The sequence below is a fragment of the Pedobacter sp. B4-66 genome, from assembly GCF_018492665.1.
Taxonomy (GTDB): Bacteria; Bacteroidota; Bacteroidia; order Sphingobacteriales; family Sphingobacteriaceae; genus Pedobacter.
In genome coordinates, this window is sequence record NZ_JAFVME010000003.1 from 423098 (window position 1) to 447114 (window position 24017).

Annotated in this window: 27 protein-coding genes; 16 read left to right on the forward strand and 11 right to left on the reverse strand. The window is 38.0% G+C overall.

From position 1 onward, the window contains the following. Positions 1-13 precede the first annotated feature (13 nt). Positions 14-2371, reverse strand: coding sequence for a glycoside hydrolase family 95 protein (locus tag J1905_RS06420; RefSeq protein ID WP_214226428.1), 2358 nt, complete (start codon positions 2369-2371; stop codon positions 14-16). A gap of 225 nt (positions 2372-2596) precedes the next feature. Between J1905_RS06420 and J1905_RS06425 the strand changes: the two genes are divergently transcribed. The 13 genes from J1905_RS06425 to J1905_RS06485 all read left to right on the forward strand — a co-directional run bounded on the left by J1905_RS06425 (position 2597) and on the right by J1905_RS06485 (position 12693). After that, positions 2597-3298, forward strand: a complete 702-nt coding sequence (locus tag J1905_RS06425; protein WP_214226431.1) for a response regulator transcription factor — start codon at positions 2597-2599, stop codon at positions 3296-3298. Continuing rightward, the gene (locus tag J1905_RS06430) at positions 3288-4670 is read left to right on the forward strand and encodes a sensor histidine kinase (protein ID WP_214226432.1); all 1383 of its coding nucleotides are present in this window, start codon (positions 3288-3290) and stop codon (positions 4668-4670) included. Before J1905_RS06425 ends, J1905_RS06430 begins: the two co-directional genes overlap by 11 nt. 93 nt (positions 4671-4763) lie before the next feature. After that, positions 4764-5939: a porin gene (locus J1905_RS06435; protein ID WP_214226433.1), complete on the forward strand. Its 1176-nt coding sequence runs from the start codon at positions 4764-4766 to the stop codon at positions 5937-5939. 50 nt (positions 5940-5989) lie between these two features. Further along, on the forward strand, positions 5990-6292 hold the full coding sequence (ureA, locus tag J1905_RS06440; RefSeq protein WP_214226434.1) for an urease subunit gamma: 303 nt from the start codon (positions 5990-5992) through the stop codon (positions 6290-6292). A gap of 19 nt (positions 6293-6311) precedes the next feature. Next, complete coding sequence (gene ureB / locus J1905_RS06445) at positions 6312-6683, forward strand: urease subunit beta (RefSeq protein ID WP_214226435.1); 372 nt, start codon at positions 6312-6314, stop codon at positions 6681-6683. Positions 6684-6689: 6 nt separating this feature from the next. Next, positions 6690-8540, forward strand: a complete 1851-nt coding sequence (ureC, locus tag J1905_RS06450) for an urease subunit alpha (protein WP_214226436.1) — start codon at positions 6690-6692, stop codon at positions 8538-8540. 1 nt (position 8541) lies between these two features. Continuing rightward, a complete protein-coding gene (locus J1905_RS06455) occupies positions 8542-9033 on the forward strand; it encodes an urease accessory protein UreE (protein ID WP_214226437.1) in 492 nt (163 codons plus the stop codon). A 1-nt stretch (position 9034) separates the two neighbouring features. After that, entirely contained in the window at positions 9035-9721 is a 687-nt protein-coding gene (locus J1905_RS06460; RefSeq protein WP_214226438.1) for an urease accessory protein UreF, read from the forward strand. A gap of 9 nt (positions 9722-9730) precedes the next feature. Continuing rightward, positions 9731-10345 carry an urease accessory protein UreG gene (gene ureG / locus J1905_RS06465; protein WP_214226440.1) on the forward strand — a complete coding sequence of 205 codons (615 nt, stop codon included), beginning with the start codon at positions 9731-9733 and terminating at the stop codon, positions 10343-10345. 12 nt (positions 10346-10357) lie between these two features. After that, positions 10358-11164: an urease accessory protein UreD gene (locus tag J1905_RS06470; protein ID WP_214226444.1), complete on the forward strand. Its 807-nt coding sequence runs from the start codon at positions 10358-10360 to the stop codon at positions 11162-11164. Continuing rightward, on the forward strand, positions 11152-11493 hold the full coding sequence (locus J1905_RS06475) for a hydrogenase maturation nickel metallochaperone HypA/HybF (protein ID WP_214226445.1): 342 nt from the start codon (positions 11152-11154) through the stop codon (positions 11491-11493). Before J1905_RS06470 ends, J1905_RS06475 begins: the two co-directional genes overlap by 13 nt. 14 nt (positions 11494-11507) lie before the next feature. Continuing rightward, the gene (gene hypB, locus J1905_RS06480; RefSeq protein ID WP_250318022.1) at positions 11508-12215 is read left to right on the forward strand and encodes a hydrogenase nickel incorporation protein HypB; all 708 of its coding nucleotides are present in this window, start codon (positions 11508-11510) and stop codon (positions 12213-12215) included. Beyond that, a complete protein-coding gene (locus J1905_RS06485; protein WP_214226447.1) occupies positions 12205-12693 on the forward strand; it encodes an urease accessory protein UreE in 489 nt (162 codons plus the stop codon). Before hypB ends, J1905_RS06485 begins: the two co-directional genes overlap by 11 nt. 266 nt (positions 12694-12959) lie before the next feature. Here the strand turns inward: J1905_RS06485 and J1905_RS06490 are convergent, their stop codons facing one another. The 9 genes from J1905_RS06490 to J1905_RS06530 all read right to left on the reverse strand — a co-directional run bounded on the left by J1905_RS06490 (position 12960) and on the right by J1905_RS06530 (position 21259). Then, on the reverse strand, positions 12960-13730 hold the full coding sequence (locus J1905_RS06490) for an ABC transporter ATP-binding protein (protein ID WP_214226449.1): 771 nt from the start codon (positions 13728-13730) through the stop codon (positions 12960-12962). Then, positions 13727-14725 carry a FecCD family ABC transporter permease gene (locus J1905_RS06495; protein WP_250318023.1) on the reverse strand — a complete coding sequence of 333 codons (999 nt, stop codon included), beginning with the start codon at positions 14723-14725 and terminating at the stop codon, positions 13727-13729. The genes J1905_RS06490 and J1905_RS06495 overlap by 4 nt, the downstream gene beginning before the upstream one ends. Before the next feature lie 224 nt (positions 14726-14949). Next, entirely contained in the window at positions 14950-15393 is a 444-nt protein-coding gene (locus tag J1905_RS06500) for a GNAT family N-acetyltransferase (protein ID WP_214226450.1), read from the reverse strand. A gap of 24 nt (positions 15394-15417) precedes the next feature. Further along, positions 15418-18108, reverse strand: coding sequence for a non-ribosomal peptide synthetase (locus tag J1905_RS06505; RefSeq protein WP_214226451.1), 2691 nt, complete (start codon positions 18106-18108; stop codon positions 15418-15420). A 259-nt stretch (positions 18109-18367) separates the two neighbouring features. After that, entirely contained in the window at positions 18368-18634 is a 267-nt protein-coding gene (locus J1905_RS06510; protein ID WP_214226453.1) for a helix-turn-helix domain-containing protein, read from the reverse strand. 156 nt (positions 18635-18790) lie between these two features. Beyond that, complete coding sequence (locus J1905_RS06515; RefSeq protein WP_214226454.1) at positions 18791-19201, reverse strand: hypothetical protein; 411 nt, start codon at positions 19199-19201, stop codon at positions 18791-18793. A gap of 2 nt (positions 19202-19203) precedes the next feature. After that, entirely contained in the window at positions 19204-19776 is a 573-nt protein-coding gene (locus J1905_RS06520; protein ID WP_214226455.1) for a dihydrofolate reductase family protein, read from the reverse strand. A 290-nt stretch (positions 19777-20066) separates the two neighbouring features. Beyond that, positions 20067-20339 (reverse strand): DUF4242 domain-containing protein, encoded by a 273-nt coding sequence (locus tag J1905_RS06525; protein ID WP_214226457.1) that lies wholly within the window; start codon positions 20337-20339, stop codon positions 20067-20069. A 158-nt stretch (positions 20340-20497) separates the two neighbouring features. After that, positions 20498-21259 carry a response regulator transcription factor gene (locus J1905_RS06530; RefSeq protein WP_214226458.1) on the reverse strand — a complete coding sequence of 254 codons (762 nt, stop codon included), beginning with the start codon at positions 21257-21259 and terminating at the stop codon, positions 20498-20500. 44 nt (positions 21260-21303) lie between these two features. Between J1905_RS06530 and J1905_RS06535 the strand changes: the two genes are divergently transcribed. Next, positions 21304-22155, forward strand: coding sequence for a DUF3667 domain-containing protein (locus J1905_RS06535; RefSeq protein WP_250318024.1), 852 nt, complete (start codon positions 21304-21306; stop codon positions 22153-22155). Positions 22156-22160: 5 nt separating this feature from the next. Continuing rightward, positions 22161-22346 carry a hypothetical protein gene (locus tag J1905_RS06540; RefSeq protein WP_214226460.1) on the forward strand — a complete coding sequence of 62 codons (186 nt, stop codon included), beginning with the start codon at positions 22161-22163 and terminating at the stop codon, positions 22344-22346. Between the two features lie 45 nt (positions 22347-22391). Here J1905_RS06540 and J1905_RS06545 read toward each other — a convergent pair whose 3' ends face one another. After that, complete coding sequence (locus J1905_RS06545) at positions 22392-22946, reverse strand: dihydrofolate reductase family protein (protein ID WP_214226463.1); 555 nt, start codon at positions 22944-22946, stop codon at positions 22392-22394. A gap of 287 nt (positions 22947-23233) precedes the next feature. On the opposite strand from J1905_RS06545, the gene J1905_RS06550 reads away from it, so the two are divergent. Continuing rightward, positions 23234-24016 (forward strand): leucyl/phenylalanyl-tRNA--protein transferase, encoded by a 783-nt coding sequence (locus tag J1905_RS06550; RefSeq protein WP_214226467.1) that lies wholly within the window; start codon positions 23234-23236, stop codon positions 24014-24016. Position 24017: the final 1 nt, after the last annotated feature.

The following is a 24017-nucleotide window of genomic DNA, read 5'->3' on the forward strand; positions in this document are numbered from 1 at the left end:
ATTTTTAAGCATCTTAGCGTGTACTTTTTACCAATTTCAAATCTTTTGATAAAGTATATTTCCCACCTTTGGTTGTTTTAAAATCGACACTTTTACCTTTATAACTAAGCTTTAAAGGATTGCCCTGTTTAGATAAAATAGTGGCACTTATCAGTTCTCCATTTTTCCAATCCATATCTACCACAAAACCACCACGGGCAACAAGTCCTTTCATTTGACCATTGGGTATAGCTTTTGGTAATGCGGGCAATAAACGAACGGTTCCATTCGTGCTTTGTAAAAGCATTTCTGCAATACCTGCCGTTCCACCAAAATTACCGTCTATCTGAAAAGGAGGATGGGTGTCGAACAAATTGTTCAGCGTAGAATTACTTAATAATAAATTGATGTTTTCATATACTTTATCACCATCCAGCAAGCGAGCATAGAAGTTAATGATCCATGCACGGCTCCATCCTGTACCGCCACCTTTTTGCGACAAACGACGGGCAATGGTCTTTTTAGCCGCCTCAAAAAACTCAGGAGTTTCAGGGTTTATTTGACTTAAAGGATACAAGCCCAAAAGATGAGATATGTGACGATGGCCAATTTCCGTTTCTTCATAATCCTTTATCCATTCCTGAATGGTGCCGGAAGAAGATATTTTTACCGGCGGAAGTTTCTTTTGTGCAGCTTTAATTGTTGCTATAAAGTCTGCATCAATACCCAAAATCCCTGCAGCCTCAATACAGTAATCAAAAGCTGCATTTATAGTTTGAATATCTATAGTTGCAGCGTAAGTAAGTGTTGAGGTTTCGTTGCTATTTGGAAGTTTGAATTTGTTTTCAGGAGAAGTAGATGGGTTAGTAACCAGATAACCCTCAGGTGATAAAGTAAGAAAACCCATTAAGAATTCGCAAGCCCCTTTTAACAATGGGTAAGCAGTGTTTTTAAGGTATTTCTTGTCGCCGGTAAACAAATAATGCTCATAAACCGGGAATGCCATCCATGCGCCATTCGTTGGCGTCATTCCCCAGGTACCATCACAAATACTTGTGCGACCAAAAGGATCTGTAAGGTGGTGCATAGTCCAACCTTTAGTGCCATAGCTTTCTTTTGCTGTCGTCGCTCCAGGGATGGTTATTTGCTGCATAAAACTAGCCAGCACTTCACTTGTCTCAGAAAGATTACAAATTTCTGCCGGCCAATAATTCATTTGTAAATTGATATTGGTGTGGAAATCGGAATTCCATGGCGCATCCATTTCTTTGTTCCAAATGCCTTGCAAATTAGCTGGTAATACTCCGGGTTTGCGTGATGATCCCATCAATAAGTAACGCCCATACTGAAAATATAAAGCAATTAATCCATTGTCAGGCTTTCCCTGTTTCACCTGATTTAAGCGAACATCAGTTGGATATTTCGCTAATGAATCTGCACCAAAATCCAGATTCACACGGTCAAACATCGCGCGATGTTCGGCTGTATGTCTCAGTATAATATCACTATTTTTTACTTTGTTCAGTATCGTTTTGCAAGATGCAATTGGACTAATTGAGCGATCGAAGTCTAGTTTCGCCAGAGAATAATCAGTAGCACCAGTTAACACGATCTCTACTGCCTCTGCATTACGAATAATCAAATTACTTCCGCTCACTTCTAAAGTTCCTTTTTGAAGTTTTATTCTAGCTTCAGCTGCAAACTTCATATGCGCTCCAGCCGGACCATTTGAGTTGTTTTTATCACTAACTTCATCAATAATCTGGCCTTCCATCTCTATGCGACCATCAGGATAGGCTTTTACTTTCACGTCTTTCTCGCGACTAAGAGAAATAGTAGTATTGATTAATGCGTTTTTACCGCCTTCAATTCTATAGAAAACACAATTATCAGGAGCAGAAACTAAAACTTGTTGGCTAATTGGGTTTCCATTAATACTATATTTGGTAGTTGATATTCCAGTTTGAATGTTTAAGGAGCGAGTGTAGTTTTCTGGTTTAGCATTCCATTGAAAATCTAACTTTAAATCTCCTAAAGGTTGGTATGAGCGAACGCGAGACGGTGTTCCAACCATATATAGCTGAGCTAAACTATCAGCTTGCTTAAATTTATTGTCAAAAATGGCTTTTTGAATTTCAGGCAGATATTGCAGTGCTTTGGGATTATTGGCATTCACCTTAGCGCCTGCCCAGACACTTTCTTCGTTCAATTGCAAAAGTTCGTGTTCGGGATTTCCAAAAACCATTGCACCTAATCGGCCGTTTCCTACAGGCAAGGCTTCATTCCAATTACTTGCGGGTTGTTTATACCATAATGTGTTTTTGTTCGATTGAGCAAAGGTTTCAAACCCAGCTACTAAAAGGAGACCATAAAAAAGGAAAGCTCTTTTCATTAATTTGTTATTTGCTATAATAAAAAACCCATTCAACAATCTTGTAATGGGGGATTTTGTAATCTTAATAGTTAATTGTTTTTCTTTTGTAAGTTAATGTTTTCTCTCATAAGGTGCCTCACTTTATTGATTTTATGTCTTTTTTTGTGTGGTGCAAATATGGGGCAGTCAATTTTCGCTAAATTTGCACATCCAATTTTATAATAGTAACAATAAGGGGTTGATATGAAGGTACTTTTGATAGAGGATGAAATAGCGGTGGTTTCTTTGATAAAAAGAGGCTTAAGTGATGAGGATAACGAATTGGATATTAGTGTAGCCATGGATGGCCTTACAGGGTTAAAAATGGCTGGAATGAATCAATTTGATCTGATTATTCTTGATGTAATGCTGCCGGGTATGGATGGATTAGAAGTGTGCCGAAACATTAGATTAACAGATCCTGATGTTCCTATTATTATCCTTTCAGCCTTAAATCAAACGGAAGATATTGTCGCAGCTTTCAATCAAGATGCCGATGATTATTTGACCAAACCCTTCAAGATTGACGAATTAAAAGCTCGTGTATACCGCAAGTCTCGTAAATCTGGAACTGTACGTGCCACACCTGCAAATCTGCTGACTATAGCAGATCTGGTTTTGGATAAGGACAGCAAAACAGTTACCCGTGCAGGGAAAACCATTGTGCTTACAGCTACAGAATATAGACTACTTGAATATTTAATGCAGAACATGAATAGAATTATCACTCGTATTGATATTCTGGAAGAGGTTTGGGGGATGGATTTCAACCTCAGTACTAATGTAGTGGATGTATACCTTAATTATCTGCGAAAAAAAATAGACAAGAACTTTACGCCCAAGTTGATTCATACCGTAATTGGTATGGGCTATGTATTGAGAGTGCAGGAAAACTATGAAGATTAGAACCAAAATCATCCTACTGTCTTCGGCAATAGGCAGTTTGATCCTGCTGTCTTTTGCAGTGTATGTTTCTTATTTTACCTCTAAGACCCTAGAAAGCAAATTCTTTATCAGGTTAGAAGAAAATGCCCGAATGGTAGGTACGCATGTTTTAAATTCTAAAACTTATAAAGATAAGAGCTATTACGAATTGAGTAATAAGTTCATCAATCAGTTTTCTTTTGGAAAGAATTTCCTGGTGAGGGTTTCTAAAAATAAGAAACAACCTCACTATGAACCACTATTACCTATGGGCAATGCTTTTTTTGAAGAAGCCATTGAACGGGGCAGGTCTGAGTTGATGTTCAATGATACAGCATATGTTGCGCTGTTTTTTGAAGATAAGGATCATGATAAAAACCTGGTAGTGGTATCCTCTGCAGTTGACGATTTTGGGAAAGCTGAACATGCCGATCTTAATCAGGCACTGGTATCAGGAGTAGTGATTTTCTTGTTTTTCATCTTCGTAATTTCATTCTATTTTGCAGATAAGCTATTGAATCCGATAGCATCAATTAATAAACGAATAGGGTTAATCAATATCAGTAACCTTAATCTGAGGTTACCAAGTAAAGAAACAAAGGAGAAAGACGAGATTGAAGTCCTTATTTCAAACATCAATGACATGCTTAATCGACTGGAGACTGCAGTGAAATCACAGCGTAGTTTTATTAGTAACGCATCACACTCATTGAGAACTCCTATGACCATTATCAGTGGCGAATCAGAATTGGCACTGAACTCTTTGGATAATAAACACCCAGCACATTACTCTTTGGAGATGGTATCCAGAGAAGTAGATAGGATGAATCTTATAGTCAATAACCTGCTCTTATTGTCGCGAACCGGGTATGATGGTAAGGTACAGAACATGAGCCACGTAAGGATTGATGAATTATTATACAGTGTAAAAGAGTCTGAAGGGTATTTGAATGATAATCATCGGATATTCCTTGATTTCTCGAACATCCCGGATGATAGTAACCTGTTAACCGTTTATGTGAATCAGGACCTGTTTTTCATAGGCCTTTCTAATATTATTTCCAACGCATGTAAGTATGGAAATGAACAAGAAGTGAAGGTAAGTATTGAGGTGGTTGATTCGAAGATTGTGATCCGTGTAATTGATCGTGGAATAGGAATACCCGATCGGGATAAACCACATATTTTCGAGTCCTTTTTCAGGGCTTCAAACGTAGGTAGTATTTATGGAAATGGATTAGGATTGGTGCTTGCCAAGAACATATTTGAACTTCATGATGCAACCTTAACTATTGATTCTACTGAGGGAGAGGGAACTACAGTCACCATACACTGCCCAATCGCAGTTCTCTAATTTCGCTCTTATTTTTCGCTAAGACTGCGTTAATATTCAGTTTAGCGAATTTTTAGATTGGTCGTCTATACTTGTAATATTAAGTATAGCGATATGAAAATCAGAACGAGTATAGGAGTAGGTTTATGTGCAATTTGTCCAATAATAGCATTTGCACAAGCTCCAGATAGTGTAACCCTAAAAGCCGAAAAAGCTAAAGCAGATTCCTCTGTTTTTAACCTTAATGTGCTGGGGCGTACATCACTTAATATTGGCCAAAATAGTGATCGTGATTTAAACGCCAGTTTCAGACTGGATGAAACCAGGTTATTATTAACTGGACATATTAATCCGGATCTTTCCTATAAGGTTCGCTACCGACTGAATAGAGCATTCAGCACAACTTCACAAGACAATGGGTCGAGAGCGCTCGACTTTGCACATGTTAACTACCGATTCGGTAAGCAAAAAGAGTGGGAAGTAATTCTAGGTAAACAGGCCGCCGCAGTAGGTAGCTATGAATTTGTGAATAATCCGGTTTACGAGTATGTTTTTACAGACTATGTAGATCGTATTCTAAATCTTTTCGTGGTAGGTGCTAACTTTTCCTACAAAGTAAACCCTACAAACACATTTCATCTTCAGGTATATAACACCTCTACAGAGAGTTTCGATCAGCTGATTAAAAGTGCTGGCTATACCGCAGGTGAGCTTAAGCAATCTGATCGTCCACTTGGCGCTTATTTAACCTGGGAAGGAAATTTCCTTAACAAAACCTTCCATACCAAATGGTCGTATAATTACTCTCAGTTGGCAGCAGGAGGAGATAACCACGGCGTTTCACTGGCAAATATGTATAAGTCTGCCCGCACAAAAGTGTATTTAGATCTTCAATATTCTGACTACGGTGTCGATCATACGATGCTGGCATCTAATCCTATCCATACATTTTATGGAAATACCGGTACGGATAGAACAATGCTTAGAGATATTGTTTATAAAACAGCCGTATTGAGGTTAGATCAACAGTTGACTAATCACTGGGGCATTTCGGTAAAAGGCGCCTATGAAACAGCGAGCGCCAGAAAAGACAAACAAATAGGTCAGGATTTTAGACAAAACTGGACTGGCTATGCGGCATTAGAACACAAACCAATTGCCAATAAAGACTGGAAACTTTTTGCAGGTTATATAGGTAACACCATTTCTTACAAAAACAGGGTTGGATTGCCAACAGAAAAGCACAACCGATTTATTCTAGGTACATATTTTAACCTAAGTGCCATTTAGTGCCCTCAAATCAAATCATACAGATAATAAATTTAACACTATAAAATTTTATGCGTTTAACACCCAGAGAAACCGAAAAATTGATGCTGCATTTTGCAGGTGAGCTTGCCAGCAAACGACTAAAAAGAGGAGTGAAGCTAAACTACCCTGAGAGTATCGCCTACATCAGTGCCGAAATCATGGAGAAAGCAAGAGATGGAAAAACCGTAGCCTCCCTTATGGATTACGGCACCAAGCTGTTGACTAAAAAGCAGGTAATGGAAGGTGTTCCTGAAATGATCCATGATGTGCAGATCGAGGTAACATTTCCAGATGGAACTAAGTTAGTAACCGTTCACAATCCTATTCGCTAATCTTTAAAATAAATAAGACATGATACCAGGAGAATACATTATAGAAAAAGAAGACATTAAGGCTAATGTTGGTTACCGTACGGCTTCAATGGCAGTTACAAATACTGGTGATAGACCGATACAGGTAGGTTCACACTATCATTTTTTTGAGGTGAATCGACATTTACAATTTAATAGAGAGCTTTCATTTGGGATGAGATTAAACATTCCGGCAAGTACAGCGATACGTTTTGAACCTGGAGAAAGTAAAGACATTATTCTTGTAGAGATAGGTGGCAACAAAGAGATTCACGGATTTAACGGCTTGACTAATGGCAAGTATACAGATGAAAAAGTGAAAGCCTCTGCGATTACAAAAATGAAAACAGAAAAGTATAAAACCGTAAAATAAGATATTATGGCAGACTGGAATAGAAGAGAATGGATTAAGGTAGTCGGTATGACTGCAATAGGCAGTGTTGTTGGTTTGAGGTCTTTAGGATTAGACAAACTTGGCATTGAAGCAGGTTCAGTTAAATATATAAATGGAGAACTTTACATACCAAGAGCGAAGTATGTAGCGCTATTTGGCCCTACTACAGGTGATAAAGTACGATTGGCCGATACGGAGTTATTTATTGAGATTGAAAAAGATTTCGCCGTATATGGAGAAGAGAACAAGTTTGGTGGTGGTAAAACCATCAGAGATGGTATGGGGCAATCTGCCCGTGCACTTGGAGATGAAGGCGTATTGGATTTTTGTATCACCAACGTTATGGTTATCGATCATTGGGGTATCGTAAAGGGTGATGTTGGAATTAAAGATGGAAAAATTGTAGGTGTTGGAAAAGCAGGAAACCCTGATGTTCAGGATGGCATAACTCCAAACATGGTAATTGGTGCATCAACAGAAGTACACAGTGGTGTAGGGATGATCCTTACCGCAGGTGGTATTGATACCCACATCCACTTTATCAGTCCAACGCAAGTTGATACTGCACTTTATAGCGGAGTAACTACCTTCATTGGTGGTGGTGCCGGACCGGCAGATGGTACGCATGCTACAACAGTAACTTCTGGTAAATGGTATATGGAAAAAATGCTTCAGGCATTTGAGACATTGCCAATAAATGTTGGTTTGTTCGGTAAAGGAAACGTATCAACCATGGCACCTATTGAAGAAATGGTAGAGGCTGGTGCACTTGGTGTGAAGATTCACGAAGATTGGGGAGCTAATCCTGTAACAATCGACACAGCCCTTAAGGTAGCAGACAAATATGATGTACAGGTAGCAATTCACTCTGATACATTAAATGAGGCTGGTTTCCTCGAAGATACAGTTCGCGCAATTGACGGTCGTGTAATCCATACTTTCCACACTGAAGGTGCTGGAGGTGGACACGCTCCAGATATTATGAAGATCGCGATGTATCCTAATATCTTACCTGCTTCAACCAACCCAACTAAGCCATACACCATTAACACGGCAGAAGAGCATTTAGATATGTTGATGGTGTGCCATCACTTAGATAAAAATGTAAAAGAAGATGTGGCTTTTGCAGATTCAAGAATTCGTCCTCAAACCATCGCTGCCGAAGATATTCTTCAGGATATGGGTGTGTTTAGTATTATGAGTTCTGATAGTCAGGCAATGGGTAGAGTTGGTGAAGTAATCACAAGAACCTTCCAGACTGCTCACAAAATGAAAATACAGAGAGGTCCGCTTAAGGAAGATGAAGGAAAAGGTAACGATAACTTCAGGGTAAAACGTTACATCTCTAAATACACCATCAACCCGGCTAAAGCGCATGGAATTGATACCTATGTAGGATCAATTGAACCAGGTAAAATTGCCGATTTGATTTTATGGAAAGCAGAGATGTTTGGTGTAAAACCAGAGATCGTAATTAAAGGAGGAATGATCCTTGGTGCAAAAATGGGAGATGCAAATGCGTCTATTCCAACGCCTCAGCCTATTGTATATAGAATGATGTTTGGTAACCACGGTAAAGCATTGTCAAGCACCTGTTTCAACTTTGTTTCTAAGGTTTCTTTAGAAAATGGAAGCATCAAGAAATACGGTTTGGCGCGTACCAGCTTACCGGTAAAAGGATGTAGAACTGTGATGAAAAAAGACATGGTTCATAATGATGCCATGCCAGATATTTCGGTAGATCCGGAAACTTATGATGTACGTGTAGATGGCGTAATTGCTACCTGCGAGCCTTTGGCTGTACTTCCAATGGCACAACGTTATTTCCTTTTCTAGTATGATAAAGGTAGATCGGGTTATTGCTAATCTATATGATGATGCTAAGCGTTACTCTAACTGTAAAATTGATGTTTTACAGGTGGAGTGGTATGATACAACTAAGAGAATCCTGCGCGTGCTAACAGATGGTGGTCGTGAAATCGCGATCCATCATCTGGTGCAAGAGGAGCTTTATCATGGTGATATTGTTTACCAGGAAGGCAAAGATATCATCGTTGTACAGATCATACCCTCTGATTGTATCGTGTTTCAACCGAAAACGTTGAGAGACATGGCCATCGTATGTTTTGAAATTGGCAATAAGCATATCCCGGTCTTTATAAATAAAGATAAAGAAGTCATTATCGCATTTGAGTCCCCCCTATATCTGTTTCTGAAAAGGGGGGGATTTGAACCGCGTAAAGAGACTAGAATAATTGAAAGAACCTCTACGTTGATGATCCATAAATGGAGCACTTCGGGACAGGTAATTTCTTTAGCAAGCAAGTAAGATGAATGCACTACTGACACTGTTACAGATTAATGACTCTGCATTTCCAATCGGCAGCTTTACCCAATCTTATGGATTGGAAACATATGTAAGCAAAGGGATTGTGAAAGATAGTAAAGCCGTAAAAGTATACGCTGAAACTATGCTGCAACACAACTTTTATTACAATGATGCCGCATTTTTTATGCTGGCCTGGAAGATGTGTGAAAGTAATGCTACTAAAGCAAAAGTGCAGGAGCTGGATAATTTGATCAGCGCGTATAAGGCGCCTTTTGAAATCAGAGACGCGAGCAAGAAACTAGGTATCCGCTTTTTAAAAGTGACAGAGAATCTTAAGCCCGTACCACGCTGTACAAAATACCTTCAGTCGATTAAAAAAGGCGAGGTACACGGACATTATGCGATGGCTTTTGCTATGTATGCACATGCAGCAAAGATTCCGGTGAAAGATGCCTTACACGCATTTTATTACAACACACTCAATGGGATTGTAACCAATTGCGCCAAGCTAGTGCCTATCAGTCAAATGGACGCTCAAAAGATCTTGTACAACCTTCACGGTTTGATAGATCAATTGGTGGATACACAGGAGCAAATGCCCCAAGAACTATTAGGAAGCTGCTGTATCGCTCAGGATATCAGATGTATGCAGCATGAAAAATTATATACACGGATTTACATTTCATAATGAGATAAAATGGCAAAGAGAAAATATGTAAAAATAGGGGTCGCAGGCCCTGTAGGGTCAGGAAAGACCGCATTAATCGAAAGGTTGACCAGGGCAATGTGTAACACATACAGCATCTGCGTTGTAACCAATGATATTTATACACGTGAGGATGCTGATTTTCTTCAGAAAAATTCTTCACTACCAGCAGAACGTATTGCTGGTGTAGAGACTGGCGGTTGTCCGCATACTGCAATTCGTGAAGATTGTTCCATGAATATTGAAGCGGTAGAGGAACTGGCCGAGAAATTTCCCGATGTGGAGTTGATTTTTGTAGAGAGTGGAGGGGATAACCTAACTGCTACATTCAGTCCGGATTTGGCCGATTTGACCATTTTCGTGATTGATGTAGCTGAAGGTGAAAAGATTCCTAGAAAAGGCGGTCCTGGAATTACCAGATCAGACCTGCTGTTGATTAATAAGATTGACCTTGCGCCTTATGTTGGTGCAGATCTTTCGATCATGCAAAGCGATGCGAAACGCATGCGTGGAGAACGTCCTTTTATTCTGACCAATATGATGACACTACAAGGTTTAGATGAGGTACAGAATTGGATTAAGAAATATGCTTTATTAGAAGGGTAAAAGATAAACATCATGGATAGTGCAATAAAGATTAGTGTATGTGTAGAAGAGGAAAAGACTGTTATGAAGGACAGCTTTTACAATATGCCATACAAAATAGTGCCTTACGGTGGTCAGCGTGATCACCAGTATCTGGAGTTAATCATCATGAGTTCGTCTCCAGGAATTATGGATGGGGATCATTTGAAAATTGATATTCAGGTAGGAGAGCAGGCCAATCTTCATCTGTACTCTCAATCCTATAATAAGCTGCATCCCATGAAAACCGGGGCAACGCAACAGACGGTAGTTAACGTCGGGCAAGATGCCTTTTTTCAATATATCCCATACCCGATTACTCCCTTTAAGGATTCTATATTTCACACTGTGAACGAGGTGCATCTTGAAAAGGGAACTACTTTGCTTTGGGGAGATATCATCTGTGCAGGTAGGGTACATCGTGATGAGGTTTTTCAGTTTCAAAAACTGCACAGTACTACGAAGATATATAAAGAGGGCAAAATCGTTTACATAGATAATCAGGTGTTGAAGCCTAAAGATCAGCCTATCGATAAAATGCTGTTTCATGAGGGATATACCCATCAGGCTACGCTGATTATTGCTTCTGACTTTGCTTTAGAATTTAAAAAGGAAATGGATGAAATCTTTATCGGTGAATATGAAGATATCACTTTTGGATTTACCATGTGTGCAAACGATATGGTTCTTGTGCGCGCCTTAGGAAACAATGGCGACCTGCTTTATAATTTCCTGAAAACGGTTGCCGGTATGTGTACAGATTTTATAGAACATAAAACACCTGAATTATGCACGAAATAGCAATAGTGAAGGATATTTTTAAAACACTGGAGCAAACCTATCCAGAAACTTATGAAAATATCGACAAAATAACAGTACAGGCGGGGTTATTATGTAACATACAGCCTATTCTGATTCAAAATGCATTTGAAGCATTTGTTTTAGAAGAAACGAGGTTCAAGGAGACGGAATTAGAGATTGAATTACTACCAATCATAGCACATTGTTCGCAATGTGAATCTCAGTTCGAGGTCCGCTTTCACAAATTTGTGTGCGTGTGTGGTCAGTCTTCAGATCAGATTGTGCAGGGAGAAGAACTTCGTATTAGTCAAGTAATTTTTAAAGATTAAATAACAATATAAACATGACAGCAACACCGAAAAGTAATCAAATGCCGGTAGGGTCGGTACAATGTGACAATACAACCCTGAATTTGTTGAAAGCTAATGATTTTGTAGCTAAAGCAATCAGAGATAGAATTCCTAACCTTTGTGTAATCAATATTTGTTCTTCACCAGGTTCTGGAAAGACAACTTTAATGCAGGAAACTGGTAAACGTTTAGGAAAAGACCTTCGTATTGCGGTACTGGTAGGGGATCCAGAGACAGAACGAGATGCGGTTCGCATGCGCGAAGTTGGTATCAATGCCTTACAAATTGTAACTGGAGGAATGTGCCATATTGAAGCACAGATGATCTTACAAGCTTTAGATCATATAGACCTGTCGGAAACTGATTTGTTGTTTATAGAAAACGTTGGTAATCTGGTATGTCCGGCAGCCTTCGATCTTGGAGAAGATTATAGAGTAACTGTATTGGCTTCAACTGAAGGTGACGATAAACCAAAGAAATACCCTCGTATGTTTTTGACTAGCGAATTGATGTTGGTGTCAAAAGCAGATTTACTGCCATACGTTCCTTTTTCAGTAGAAGCAGCAGCCAAGGATGCCAGAGAAGTTAATCCTAATTTGGATGTAATCTCTATCAGCAGTCTACACAATACAGGTATGGATGAATGGTGTAACTGGCTGAAAGCGAAAGTAGAAGAAAAAAGAGCGAAGAATGCTAAATAATGAAGTGATCAGGATAGACAGATTGCCTGTCGTACAACCTTTGAATCATCAGGAAGAAGATAGTCTGATCCTGGAATGGTATGAAGTAAATCGTACCATTATCAAAAGAAAAAGCATGGCAGGCAGGATGATTCATCTGGATAAACCTTCATCAGTAGTACTTAAACAGGGTTTAGTGATTTATCAGGATGAACATGTAGTTATCCGGATATTCATTAAACCCTGTACTTGTATAGTACTGCATTCTAATAATATGGAAGTGGTGGGCCTGTTTTGCTTTGATGTAGGAAACAGGCATTTGCCAATTTATATGATCGATGAAAACAAGATCGCAATTGCTTATGACGGTAGGTTGTTTCCTGCACTTCAGCAAAAGTATGGCTCATCGGTTACTTTGGCTAATTATAGATTAAATCCATCTCAGATCGTTAATTGCTATGGCAATATTTACCAGCAGATATTGAAGGTGAAGGGTTAGTATAGACAGATTGTAGATTTTTTTTGGTCCGAAGTCTGCTTCGGCTTTGCGACGTACCTTGTTCGGACTTCGTTCGGCCCTGGTCGAACGAGGTACGAACAAGGTACGTTTAAAGGTGGTGCATAAGACGACTATATTTTAGGCGCAATTTCAAAACATCTTCCGATTCAAAACTAAAACAATAAGAATTTAGGTAAGCAGCAGAATCCATTTAATTTGGCATCAATTGGTCAAATATATCGATAGTATAAAGATATTAAATAATATTAAAATCTTGGAATAATGATGGTTTTATCTTTAACCTCCACCTGCATTAGTGGCGTATTGTACAGATCCTCATATATATTCAATGACTGACCCTCTGGTTTCAAGAACTTGCTATCATAAACCTTCTTGTCTTTTATAAAATAACAGTGATCTGCATAAATGTTGGCCATATTGGGGTCGTGCATAATGCAGATCACAGTGTGACCGCTACGGGAATAACGCTTTAATTTTTCCAAAACCAATGTCTGAAAGTGTAAATCCAAATGATTGGTCGGCTCATCGAGTACCATGATTTGCGGCCCTTGTGCCATAACACGACTAATGAGTACCAATTGGCGCTCCCCCCCTGAGAGGTCGGTATACGCTTTTTCTTTAAGATGCAAAATCCCCATGTTCTGGAGTGTTTGTACAACGATTTCATGATCTTGCCGAGAAGGGCCGAATCTGTAAAAGGCAGCTCTTCCGGTAAGTACAACATCGTACACTGAAAAGGGAAATACACCTTGATGAAACTGGGGTAAGAACCCAATGGTTCTGGCCAACGTTTTTTCCGATATTGTGGAACGCTCTTGTCCTAGTAGGTCTATAACACCCGATTTATAGGGATACTTGCCAGTGATCAGATTAAACAAAGTAGATTTTCCACTTCCATTTCTGCCTAGTAACACGCTAAATCTGTCAGCAGGTAAAGAAAGGGAGATCTCATTAAGGATGCATTTGTCTTGTATGGAGTAAGACAGATTTTCTATATTAATTGCTGCTATGTTCATGACCAATTGATTTTTCTTTTTTTGATAAGGAATATAAAAAAGGGCGCACCTATAATCATCGTAAAGATTCCAATTGGAATTTCGTAGGGGAATACTGTTCTGCAAAAATTATCAATAATGAGGAGAAAAGTTCCGCCAAAGAATATGTTTGCCGGAGTTGTTTTGGCATTACTTGCACCCACCAACATACGGGTAATATGTGGTACAAAGAGGCCATACAAGCTTATTATACCTGCCCCCGCCACTGCAACTGCTGTAACCAAAGTAGTTAATAATACTGCAATGATTTTGATATATAGCGGATTGACACCAACGGCTCTGGCTTCATCATCTCCTAAGGAAAGTAGATTAAGTTTCCAGCGGATTAAATATAAGCCGAGTAGTCCAATACAGATTGGAAGTACGCTTTGTTGAACCTTATGCCAGGAGCTCAGGTGCAGACTTCCCATTGTCCATTGTACGATAGCTTGTAATTTGAAAGGATCACTTAAATATTGAACCAAAGCCAGGCTGGCAGTAAATAAGCCCGATACTATCATACCCGCCAGTATAATGGTTATAGTAGATGAGTTTTTGGTATAGCCAAATATATAAGTTAATGTGACTGCCGCAGCTCCAAAAACAAAGGCAGATATATGAAGAGACAACAATGGTATTAGTATGGCAAGTGAGGCACCGAATGCCGCCCCGGATGAGATCCCCAAAATATATGGATCTACCAGAGGGTTTCTGAAGATGGCTTGTAACACACCTCCAGCGGTAGCTAGTGCTGCACCTACTAGGAAAGTCATCAATGCTCTTGGCAACCGAACATTAAGGATCACATTTTCTACAATGGTTGAGCTTGGATAGTTGCTATCTATTTTGCTTCTTATCAAATCCCAAAATGCCCCTAAACCAATATTATCAGATGATCCAATAAGTAAAGAAATCACAAGAACAGGTAGGGGTAGACCGTATATGATGGCGTTTGTAACTACACGACGCATCATCATATGGCGGCTAAAACTATATTGTTGTTATACTGCTTTTTCATATTACAATTATATAATCATAACATGTGAATGGGATAAGCAGAAGATTAGAACAGTTTTAGAATTTAAATTTGAGTATAACCTATTTATTGAAACCTCAACTACAGTAATAAAGCTTACTAATTAAGTTTTCATAAGCTGGCTTTGTTTTCAGATTTACGTCCGATAGCGAGCTGTTTTCATTATTAATCTTCCAGTTGTTTAAATAGTATTACTAGAGGTTGAGCATGCAAAAAATCAATATTTTCATAAAATTTCATTGCTGGCATGAATTTATGAGTCATTAAAGTGATAGTCCCTAGGCCTTCTTTCAATGCAACTTCTTCAGCAAACCTGATGATTGCTTTTCCATATCCTTTTTTTTGCTCATAAGGTGCAATGAAAAGTTCGTCAATATACAACTGGGGTCCAGTCCACCAGGTTTTCGAATGAGCAAACATTGCACCTGCGAAAACTTCACCGTCAAATAGAAGAAATCCTTTGAAATCTGGCGATACATAGTATTCTTTTAAATATTTGAATGCGTCTTCAAACTGCCATTGATAATTCCAGGGTGGTTGGTTATAGGCTTCCATAAAGACCTTTGTGCACATTTCAATATCACTTTCAGTGATGGGTTTAATAGTCATAATGTATGATTTGAGATTGTCGCATTAACAATTATTAAGGGCATCCTGAAGTACTCTTCCAAACTCGGCAACATTGGGATATTGAAGCATTGTTGCATGATCCCCGGGTACATCATAAATTTTTACACCTTTTTGAGCATATTTTTTCCAACTCAGCGTTTTAAAATCATCGACAAAATAGACCCGTTTTTTTGCTTTAAAAAGATATACGGTATTGTCAAATGGTTGCAATGTATAGGCTTTAAACGCATTTTGGTGTCTTTGTTTGATTAACCTAATTTGGTTAAAAACTTCGTCAGTTTTTACTGGTTTTTCTAGGCCAAGTTTATTCAATAACTTATGAAGTCTCCTCACTGACAACTTGTATTGGTAGCTAACAATAGCTGAAGGATTTTTAGCGAAGGATTTAAGCATCCAAATCATTTTAGGAAACTGCCTTCCAATTTTTTTGGGCAGCGTAACCCGCAAGGATTTGCTATAGAAATTGTTTTCCGCATCAGTATCAAAAATGCCCAACATTTTGATTTCTTTGCCCATAGCTTTCAATTGCTTTTGCATCTCAATTGCAATATATCCACCAAATGAATATCCTGCAATTGCGTAAGGGCCGTCTGGGTTGTGTTCTAATATTTCTGCCACATAACGTTTAGCAATGTCGGCCATGGTTTCAATACTATTATCTACCTCATTAAGGTCTGCCGGTTGCAGGCCATATAAAGGTTGTTCCTTGTCAATGTATTTAGCAAGGTCTTTGAAGCTTAATACGTAAAGACCATCCCCATGAATAATGTATAGCGGCATCTTATTTCCCGTTGATTTAATAGGGATCAATGATTTCCATTTTTTTTCTGCATTCTCATTGCTCACAGAATTTAATAAGGGCCCTATACTTGGATTCTTAAACAATGCCGCGGCAGGAAGTTTTATCCCTGTTTGTTTTTCAAAGCGAGACATAATTTGTAAAGCCATCAGTGAGTGACCGCCGAGTTCAAAGAAATTGTCACTGGTGCCAATCTTTTCTATACCAAACACCTGTTGCCAAATAGCTGTCATTTCCTTTTCAAGCTGTGTTACGGGTTCAGTATAAGAGTCATTCTCCGATTGCGGTTGAAATTCAATATTAAGGAGGGCCTTTCGGTCTATTTTTCCATTAATATTCAGCGGAAGACTTTGCAATTCTATCCATATCGAAGGAATCATATACTCGGGTAACTTAACCTTTAGATGGTCTATGGCAGCAGTCTTATCAAAGGCTTGTAAAGGAACTACATAAGCTATTAATTCTTTTTTTCCATCCTTATTGTCTTTGGCCAATACCACTGCACTTTCAAGATGCTCAAAATGGTGTAGTACATGTTCAATTTCCCCAAGCTCAACTCTAAATCCTCTTATTTTTACCTGATTATCTTTTCGCCCAATAAATTCCATATTCATATCCGGCAGCATACGCCCTAAATCTCCTGTACGATACATCTTGCCGCCACAAGAAGTATTAAATGGATCATTTAAGAATGATGCAGCCGTTTTTTCCGGATCATTGGCATACCCTACAGCTACACCAACGCCCCCTATAAATAGTTCTCCGGTAACTCCAGGGGCTACCGGTCTAAGCTGATCATCGAGGATGTAAAAAAAGTTATTAGTTATAGGTCTGCCGTAAGGAACGCTGTTCCATTCCGGCAATGTTTTTTCTACAATGAAATAATTTGACCATACAGTAGCCTCTGTTGCTCCTCCAAGACTAACTACTTGTGCTGATGGGAAAAAACGCTTTATTTTATCAGGAAGGCTTACAGGAATCCAATCCCCACTCAAAAAGACTACTCTCAATGAATGTTGTCTATAATTAGGGTCTGTTAATTCCAGTTCCTTAATCAGATAATCTAGAGTAGAAGGTACCGAATCCCAAAAAGTGATCTGAAAATGTTGCAACATATACTGTAACTGATTGATATCAGTTACCTGTGCTTGCTCAGCAATTACAAGGGTGCCACCACAGGCTAAAATCCCAAATATATCATAAACAGAAAGGTCAAAACACATTGAAGTGATAAAGAGCAAACGATCCTTTTCACCTACGTTAAAGGTATTGTTTACCCATAAAATCAGGTTAATAGCAGAATGATGTTCAATCATTACCCCTTTAGGCTTTCCAGTAGAGCCTGAGGTATAAATTGTATAGGCTAGCTGTCGGCTATCAATAGCCAAATTTAAGTTAGTAGATTCATATCCTGAAAGCACTGTCTCCTTAATATTTAAAATCTTAAGTTCTGAAACAAGCTGATCTGGTGTTTGCAGTGAATCTGTAAGCAGCAAATTAATATTAGAATTCGATAGTATGTAAACTTGCCTGTCCAAAGGATAGTCAGGATCCACAGGTACATATGAAGCTCCGCTTTTTAAGATTGCATACAGTCCAATTATCATCTCAAAACTGCGATTAACGCGTAATCCAATCTGGTCTCCTGGTTTTATCCCTTGTTCAATTATCAGTCTTGCCAATTGATTGGAGCGGTCATTCAGTTCTTTATAGGTTAGAGACTGGTCGCCCAATTGTAAGGCAGTATGATCAGGAGTTCTTAATACCTGTTCTTCAAAAATACTGTGCAGTGTTTTATCCAGAGGGTAAGCAGAAATTGTGTCATTGAACATAGCAATGGCGCTAAGCTCATTGTCGGTAAGCAAGAGTGGAGCAGATAATGGTTTATCAGGCATTAATTTAATAGTTTAAATAGCAAAGGAACGTTTGTAAATTACTTCATTTATAACCCCAAAACAGTAATAAAAGGAAATTACACTGTTTACATGCACAAGTTATATAATTGTTTGCAGTTTACACTAATTTTTTGCAAACTGATGTTAAATTAAACGAAAATATATTATCTTTCAAAATGCATCATCAAGAATCTGAGCTTCCTGAGGAGTTAAGGGATACCATTAAATGTTTTTGGTACAATAGAAGAGAGCGCCAACGTTATACTGACTTCATAGAATAATCTGCAAGTGTATCAGAGATTTCCTTTATTATTTTTATACTGAAAGTATGCCTGCCCATCAGCCACCTTTTGATTTCGTCTGGATTAATATCAAGTGAGACAGCGAGATCATTTGCCGAAAGGCCTTTATCAGCTAACGCTTTTGTGCTTTTACTGGCAACATCCAGATTCAATTGTGTCAATTCCTCTATAGCAGGGTTTCCGTTTTCTTCCAACCAGATGGATACAAAATCGTTCTCTTCCATTTATTTTTTTGTAATTATTTAAAGTATTCCGGAGCATCAGCACCGTTTGTGGATTTGGGTGGCAAATTTAATAACATTTATCGAAAGACAACATGTTATACTTCTGTTAGTGACTGTGAAACCCCATAAACCCAATTGGCACTTTTTTACTGTCTATTAATTATTGTTTTCAATGCCCTTATAAATCGAACCCGGTCCATCAACAGCATCAATATTCAAATTGAGATTACCATCATGTATATCGATAAACAACCTAACAGCATCGGTTTCGCCATCATAAATTATTCTATTACCCAACACTTTTGTAGTTGTACTAATTTCCCTAACAATTTTATATGTACCAGATTTTATTAATTTCTGGCCAGAATAATTTTGATAATTACTTTTAGTAAAAACAATGATATTTCCATTGCCATTAGGGTAGTCCGTTTTTTTTCCTGTTAAACCATTAATATCTGTTCTTAATTCCCATTTCCCTATTATAGAAATCATATCTTTCTCCGTCTCTTTCTTTTTGCAGGCTATTAACAATGGTAAAATAAGCAAAACTAAAATTTTTGTTTTCATAGCTATTGTCTTTCTACAGTGTAATTCAGTTCAGTTACTCCAGAAGTAAATTGTCGGGTATTCAATAGATTTAGTTTTATTTTGTCTTTAACATCTACAAACAATGGAATGCCACTTCCAAGAATAATTGGATTAACAAATAACCAGAAGCCATCAATTAAGTTCAGTTGAATAAGTGAATGTGTTGCTCTAGGGCTGCCAAAAAGCAAAATATCATTACCTGCCTGTTGTTTTATTTCATTTATTTTGTCGAATAGATTGTCGCTAATAATTTCAGTGTTAGCCAAACTCTCATCTTTCAGTGTTTTTGATAAAACGACTTTGTGAACTTTGCTATACCATTTTGAATGTTCAATATCGTGCTTACTCGCTTCTGGTTTATCTCCTGCGGTAGGCCAGTAATTTTCCATCATCTGATAAGTTAATCGTCCATATAGTGCAGTATCGCCTTCGCTTATTCGCTTACCAACATAATCAAAAATTTCTTCATCAACTTTAATCCAATTCATTTCTCCGTTCAGTCCAGCCACAAAACCGTCAAGCGACATGTGCATAAATGAAATTATTTTTCTCATATTATTCTATTTTTTATCGTTTTTACAATTTCTTTATTAGTAAAAATCAGGAAAATGTTTTATTCAAATGTACAGCAATACCATATACGTGCAAATGCGAAAAACGACAAATTAAGGGGGTAATTGTGACGTGTGTTATATCAAACCAAAGTTCACAACTTTTGAATTTTGGTTTGATATAAAGATAATTGACTGGAAACAAAAAAGGACAAGACTTTTTTACTAGCCTTGCCCTCGGATGTGACCCAGGTATTGGTTTGATTATAACCTCTATCAGTTCTCAGGGTAGGCTACTCAGCCGTTATGGGATCAATAACCGTTGAAACCTTATTTATCGAATTTGCAGGAAATCCGCCTTGTTTTGCATGTTCACGAACCATTTCTTCATTTGGAGCGTTGTATATGCAATAGATTTTATCAGTTGTTACGAAGCTGTTTACCCATTGTATTTCTGGTCCCATTTTACTTAGAACTCCGCAGGATGTTTGCGAAATTTCTTTCAATTGTTCTGCGGTTAGTTTTCCTGCTCCAGGAATTTCCCGTTCAATTACATATTTAGGCATGGCAATAGTTTTTAAATTTTCTAATAATCCAGTTTAACAGAGAAAGTTAAAGTTTGTGACTGCAGGAGTGAGAAACTTAAGACTTAGTAAGCTGTAGAAAATTCAGGATGCCTGCAGCAGAAATTCGTTACCTAAATTTACGAATTAAATATGAAAAGTTAAATAATCTTGTTACTAACCGTGTAAGAAAGTGCTTCCACCACGTTACTCACACCTAAACGCTCAAAAATTCGCCTCCTATAATACTTCACTGTATCAGAAGAAACAAATATTCTTTCTGCAATTTGGTTAATTGTTAATCCTTGTGCATGCAAGCGCAATATCTCTATCTCTCTTTTTGTGAGTTTCGGCTTCTCTGATTTACGCCAAACGTTATTTTCTAAATTTAGTTCCCAGGTTTCATCGGTGCCTTGTTTATGAATACAAACATTACCAACATTTTTATGGTGCGAAATAGAAACTATGCACATTGCTTTCCATAACTGATCATCGCTTGTCAAAAACAACGGAGTAAGCTTATGATTGATGAGAATATGTTTGCCATCCGTATTAATCAAATGAAAATCGTAAGTTATGCTATACAATTTTTTCGCATTGCCAGGCAATTTCTTGTAGAAATCAAATCCTGCCTCATTAATTAGACTTAACAATTCCAAATCACTTTCAGGAACATTTTTGAAATAGAAATCATAGCCCATATCCATCACTTCCTCAGAAGAATGCCCACATAAAAACAATGGATTTTCCGAAACGTATTCAAAGGCCATCTTTTCATAATCAATAACATATATACTTTCATATGTTAACCTTGCAAAAGATTTTACGACATCCAAATAATGTTGCTGCTGCAGATGGTCCTCTTCTGATATTTTTCCAACCCTATTCTTGGTAAGCAGGCTTGAATTAATGTTGTTTTTCATTAGTAGCTAGGGCTTAGCAGCAAATTTACACTAAAGTGTAGTCTTTGAAATTTTTTTTGTGTCCATTTTTACAAGAAACAATTTTTGGACGGACAAGAGAAGGCTTTCCTAAGCAGGTGTGTTGGCCGTTATTATATAGAACCAAACTAACAACCAAAATACAGACAGAAAAACAGATGACGAATTGTAAATCGTGCAACATCGAATTAACTTCAAAATATTGCCCAAACTGCGGACAATCTAGCCAACTTAAAAGGATTGATGGGCATTACATCGTTCACGAAATTGAACATGTTTTGCATTTTGAACGTGGGATTTTATACACGATAAGAGAACTTATAGCAAATCCGGGGCAAAACGTAAGAAATTATCTTTCAGAAAACAGAAGTCGACTTGTTAAACCAATAATTTTCATTATTGTTACTTCTCTTATTTATTCAACATGCAGTCACTTTTTCCATATTGAAGGTGATTATATAAATTATTCGGGTAGCAAAGAATCTTCAACGAGTACAATTTTTAAATGGATACAGGGACATTATGGTTATGCGAATATAATCATGGGTGTTTTTATTGCGTTATGGACAAAGCTATTTTTCAGAAAATATAAATTAAACATCTTTGAAATTCTAATACTTCTTTGTTTCGTGATTGGAATGGGAATGTTGATTTATGCCGTTTTTGCAATTGTTCAAGGTTTAACACATTTTAAAGTAATGCAAGTTGCAGGCATTATTGGGTTTGTTTATTCGACTTGGGCAATTGGACAATTTTATGAAAAGGGGAGAGCTATCAATTATGTTAAAGCCTTTTTCGCTTACATTTTAGGCATGATTACTTTTGCATTGACAGCCATAATAATTGGGATAATAACAGATCTAATAATTAAATATTAAAACTTATGGGCAATAAAAAAGGACTAACATTTGTATTCGCAATTGTAGCTATCATTTTAGGATGGACTATTTTTAAACAATTCGATTTTGAAACTTTAAAATTCGAAAAACCAGCATTGGCAATTGTATATGTATTAACCTTTATAATGTCGGTTTACTTTCTTGTCAGGAGCTTTAAAGAAAAAGAATAGGAGCCAGGCATGTGTTTGGCAATAGATTTCTACTTTAGAATATGGCTATTCTCTTTTGCGATAGTAAAGTGCTACGCAGCCGTTTTTGAAAGTCTGTGTTTCTACCAGTTCCAGCTTAAAGTTCTCTGGGAGGCTGCCGGCATCGAGTAAATGTCTTCCACTGCCCGCCATGACGGGGTGCACCACTAAATGAAATTCATCGACCAGGCCCACTGCCATCAGTTCCGGCAACATGCTTACGGTGTCCACCGAAATCGTTTTGCCGGGCTGCTGTTTCAGTTTCCGTAATTCAGTTACCGGGTCCTTCCGGATAATCGTTGTATTGCCGTCCACGTTTTCCAGGGATCGAGACACCACCACCTTATCAATAGAGACAAGCCTTTCCGCGAACCGTACCTCAGCGGCAGAACCGGAACGATCTTTTGCAACATCGGCCCAGTAGGGAAACATGAGTTGATACATGACGCGACCATAAAAGAGCAGATCCACATCATCCATCATTCCAACGAAATACTCCATCAGCTCTTCGCTTGGTTCGCCTAGGGTGTGATCGCAATAGCCATCCAGACTAATATTCATACAAAATGATACCTTTCTCATACTACAAAAATAAGTGATGCAGCTCATAGGGGTGAGGGGTATCCGCGACAAAAAGAGGGTGATTTAAGCCAAATAGCTTACAGTTATTATTTAGGAGGGTAGCTTTGTTTCAAGAAGTAAAATGATAAGACAATTTAACGGGGAATTTGCGACCAAATGTTTAATTGGCTTTGCACTTTACAAAGTGTAAAATAAATATTCATTATTAATCATATGTGTTATTGATAATTATTTTTTATTAAATTTAAAGCAAAGTCTTCTGTTTCACTTTCTAAAATTTTACAGCTATGGGGGTTGTTCGAAAAGTAGTATCATCAGTTATTCCTAGCAAACTTAAAGCTCCAACAATGAGGATGCTCCAAAAGTTATTTCATGCAGGTTTGGTAAATGTATCCGGAGGACAGGAGGAGGCTTTGTTCTGGGCCTCTGCTCAGATTAAACTAAGCCCTTACATGGTGTTCCAAGGTTTTTTACAAGGGGCCTTCCCCATGCCAAAAGTAAATGACAACAAGATATTTACTTGGTACGATCCAGATCCAAGAGGAGTTATCCCCATAAATGATTTTAAGTTAAGTAGTGATATACTACGCCTTGTAAGAAAAAACAGATTGCAAGAAGCAGACAAGCGATTTGAAATAAAGGTGAATACCAATTTCGAACTAACCCTCAAAAACTGCTCCAAACCAAGAGGAGAGAAAATGACCGCTTGGATAACGCCTGAATACATTCAGGCTATATTAGAGCTTCATAGAATGGGTTTAGCCCATAGTGTGGAAACCTACCAGAATGGTGAACTTGTCGGTGGTCTTGTTGGTGTTGCTTTAAATGGTTACTTTGTAGGTTTAAGTCTATTTAGAACGGTTGACAATGCCAGTAAAATTGCCTTCTATTATTTATTGGTTAAGCTTAAAGAGGATGGATTTAAGCTACATCTCAGTGGAGCTCCTGATAGCTGGCTTACACAGTTTGGATTGGTTAAAATGACTAAAAATGATTTTAGACAAGAGCTGATGACCGCTATTACAACTCCGGTTACTTTTAGTCAGAGAATCCCGGAACTAGTTATTTAAA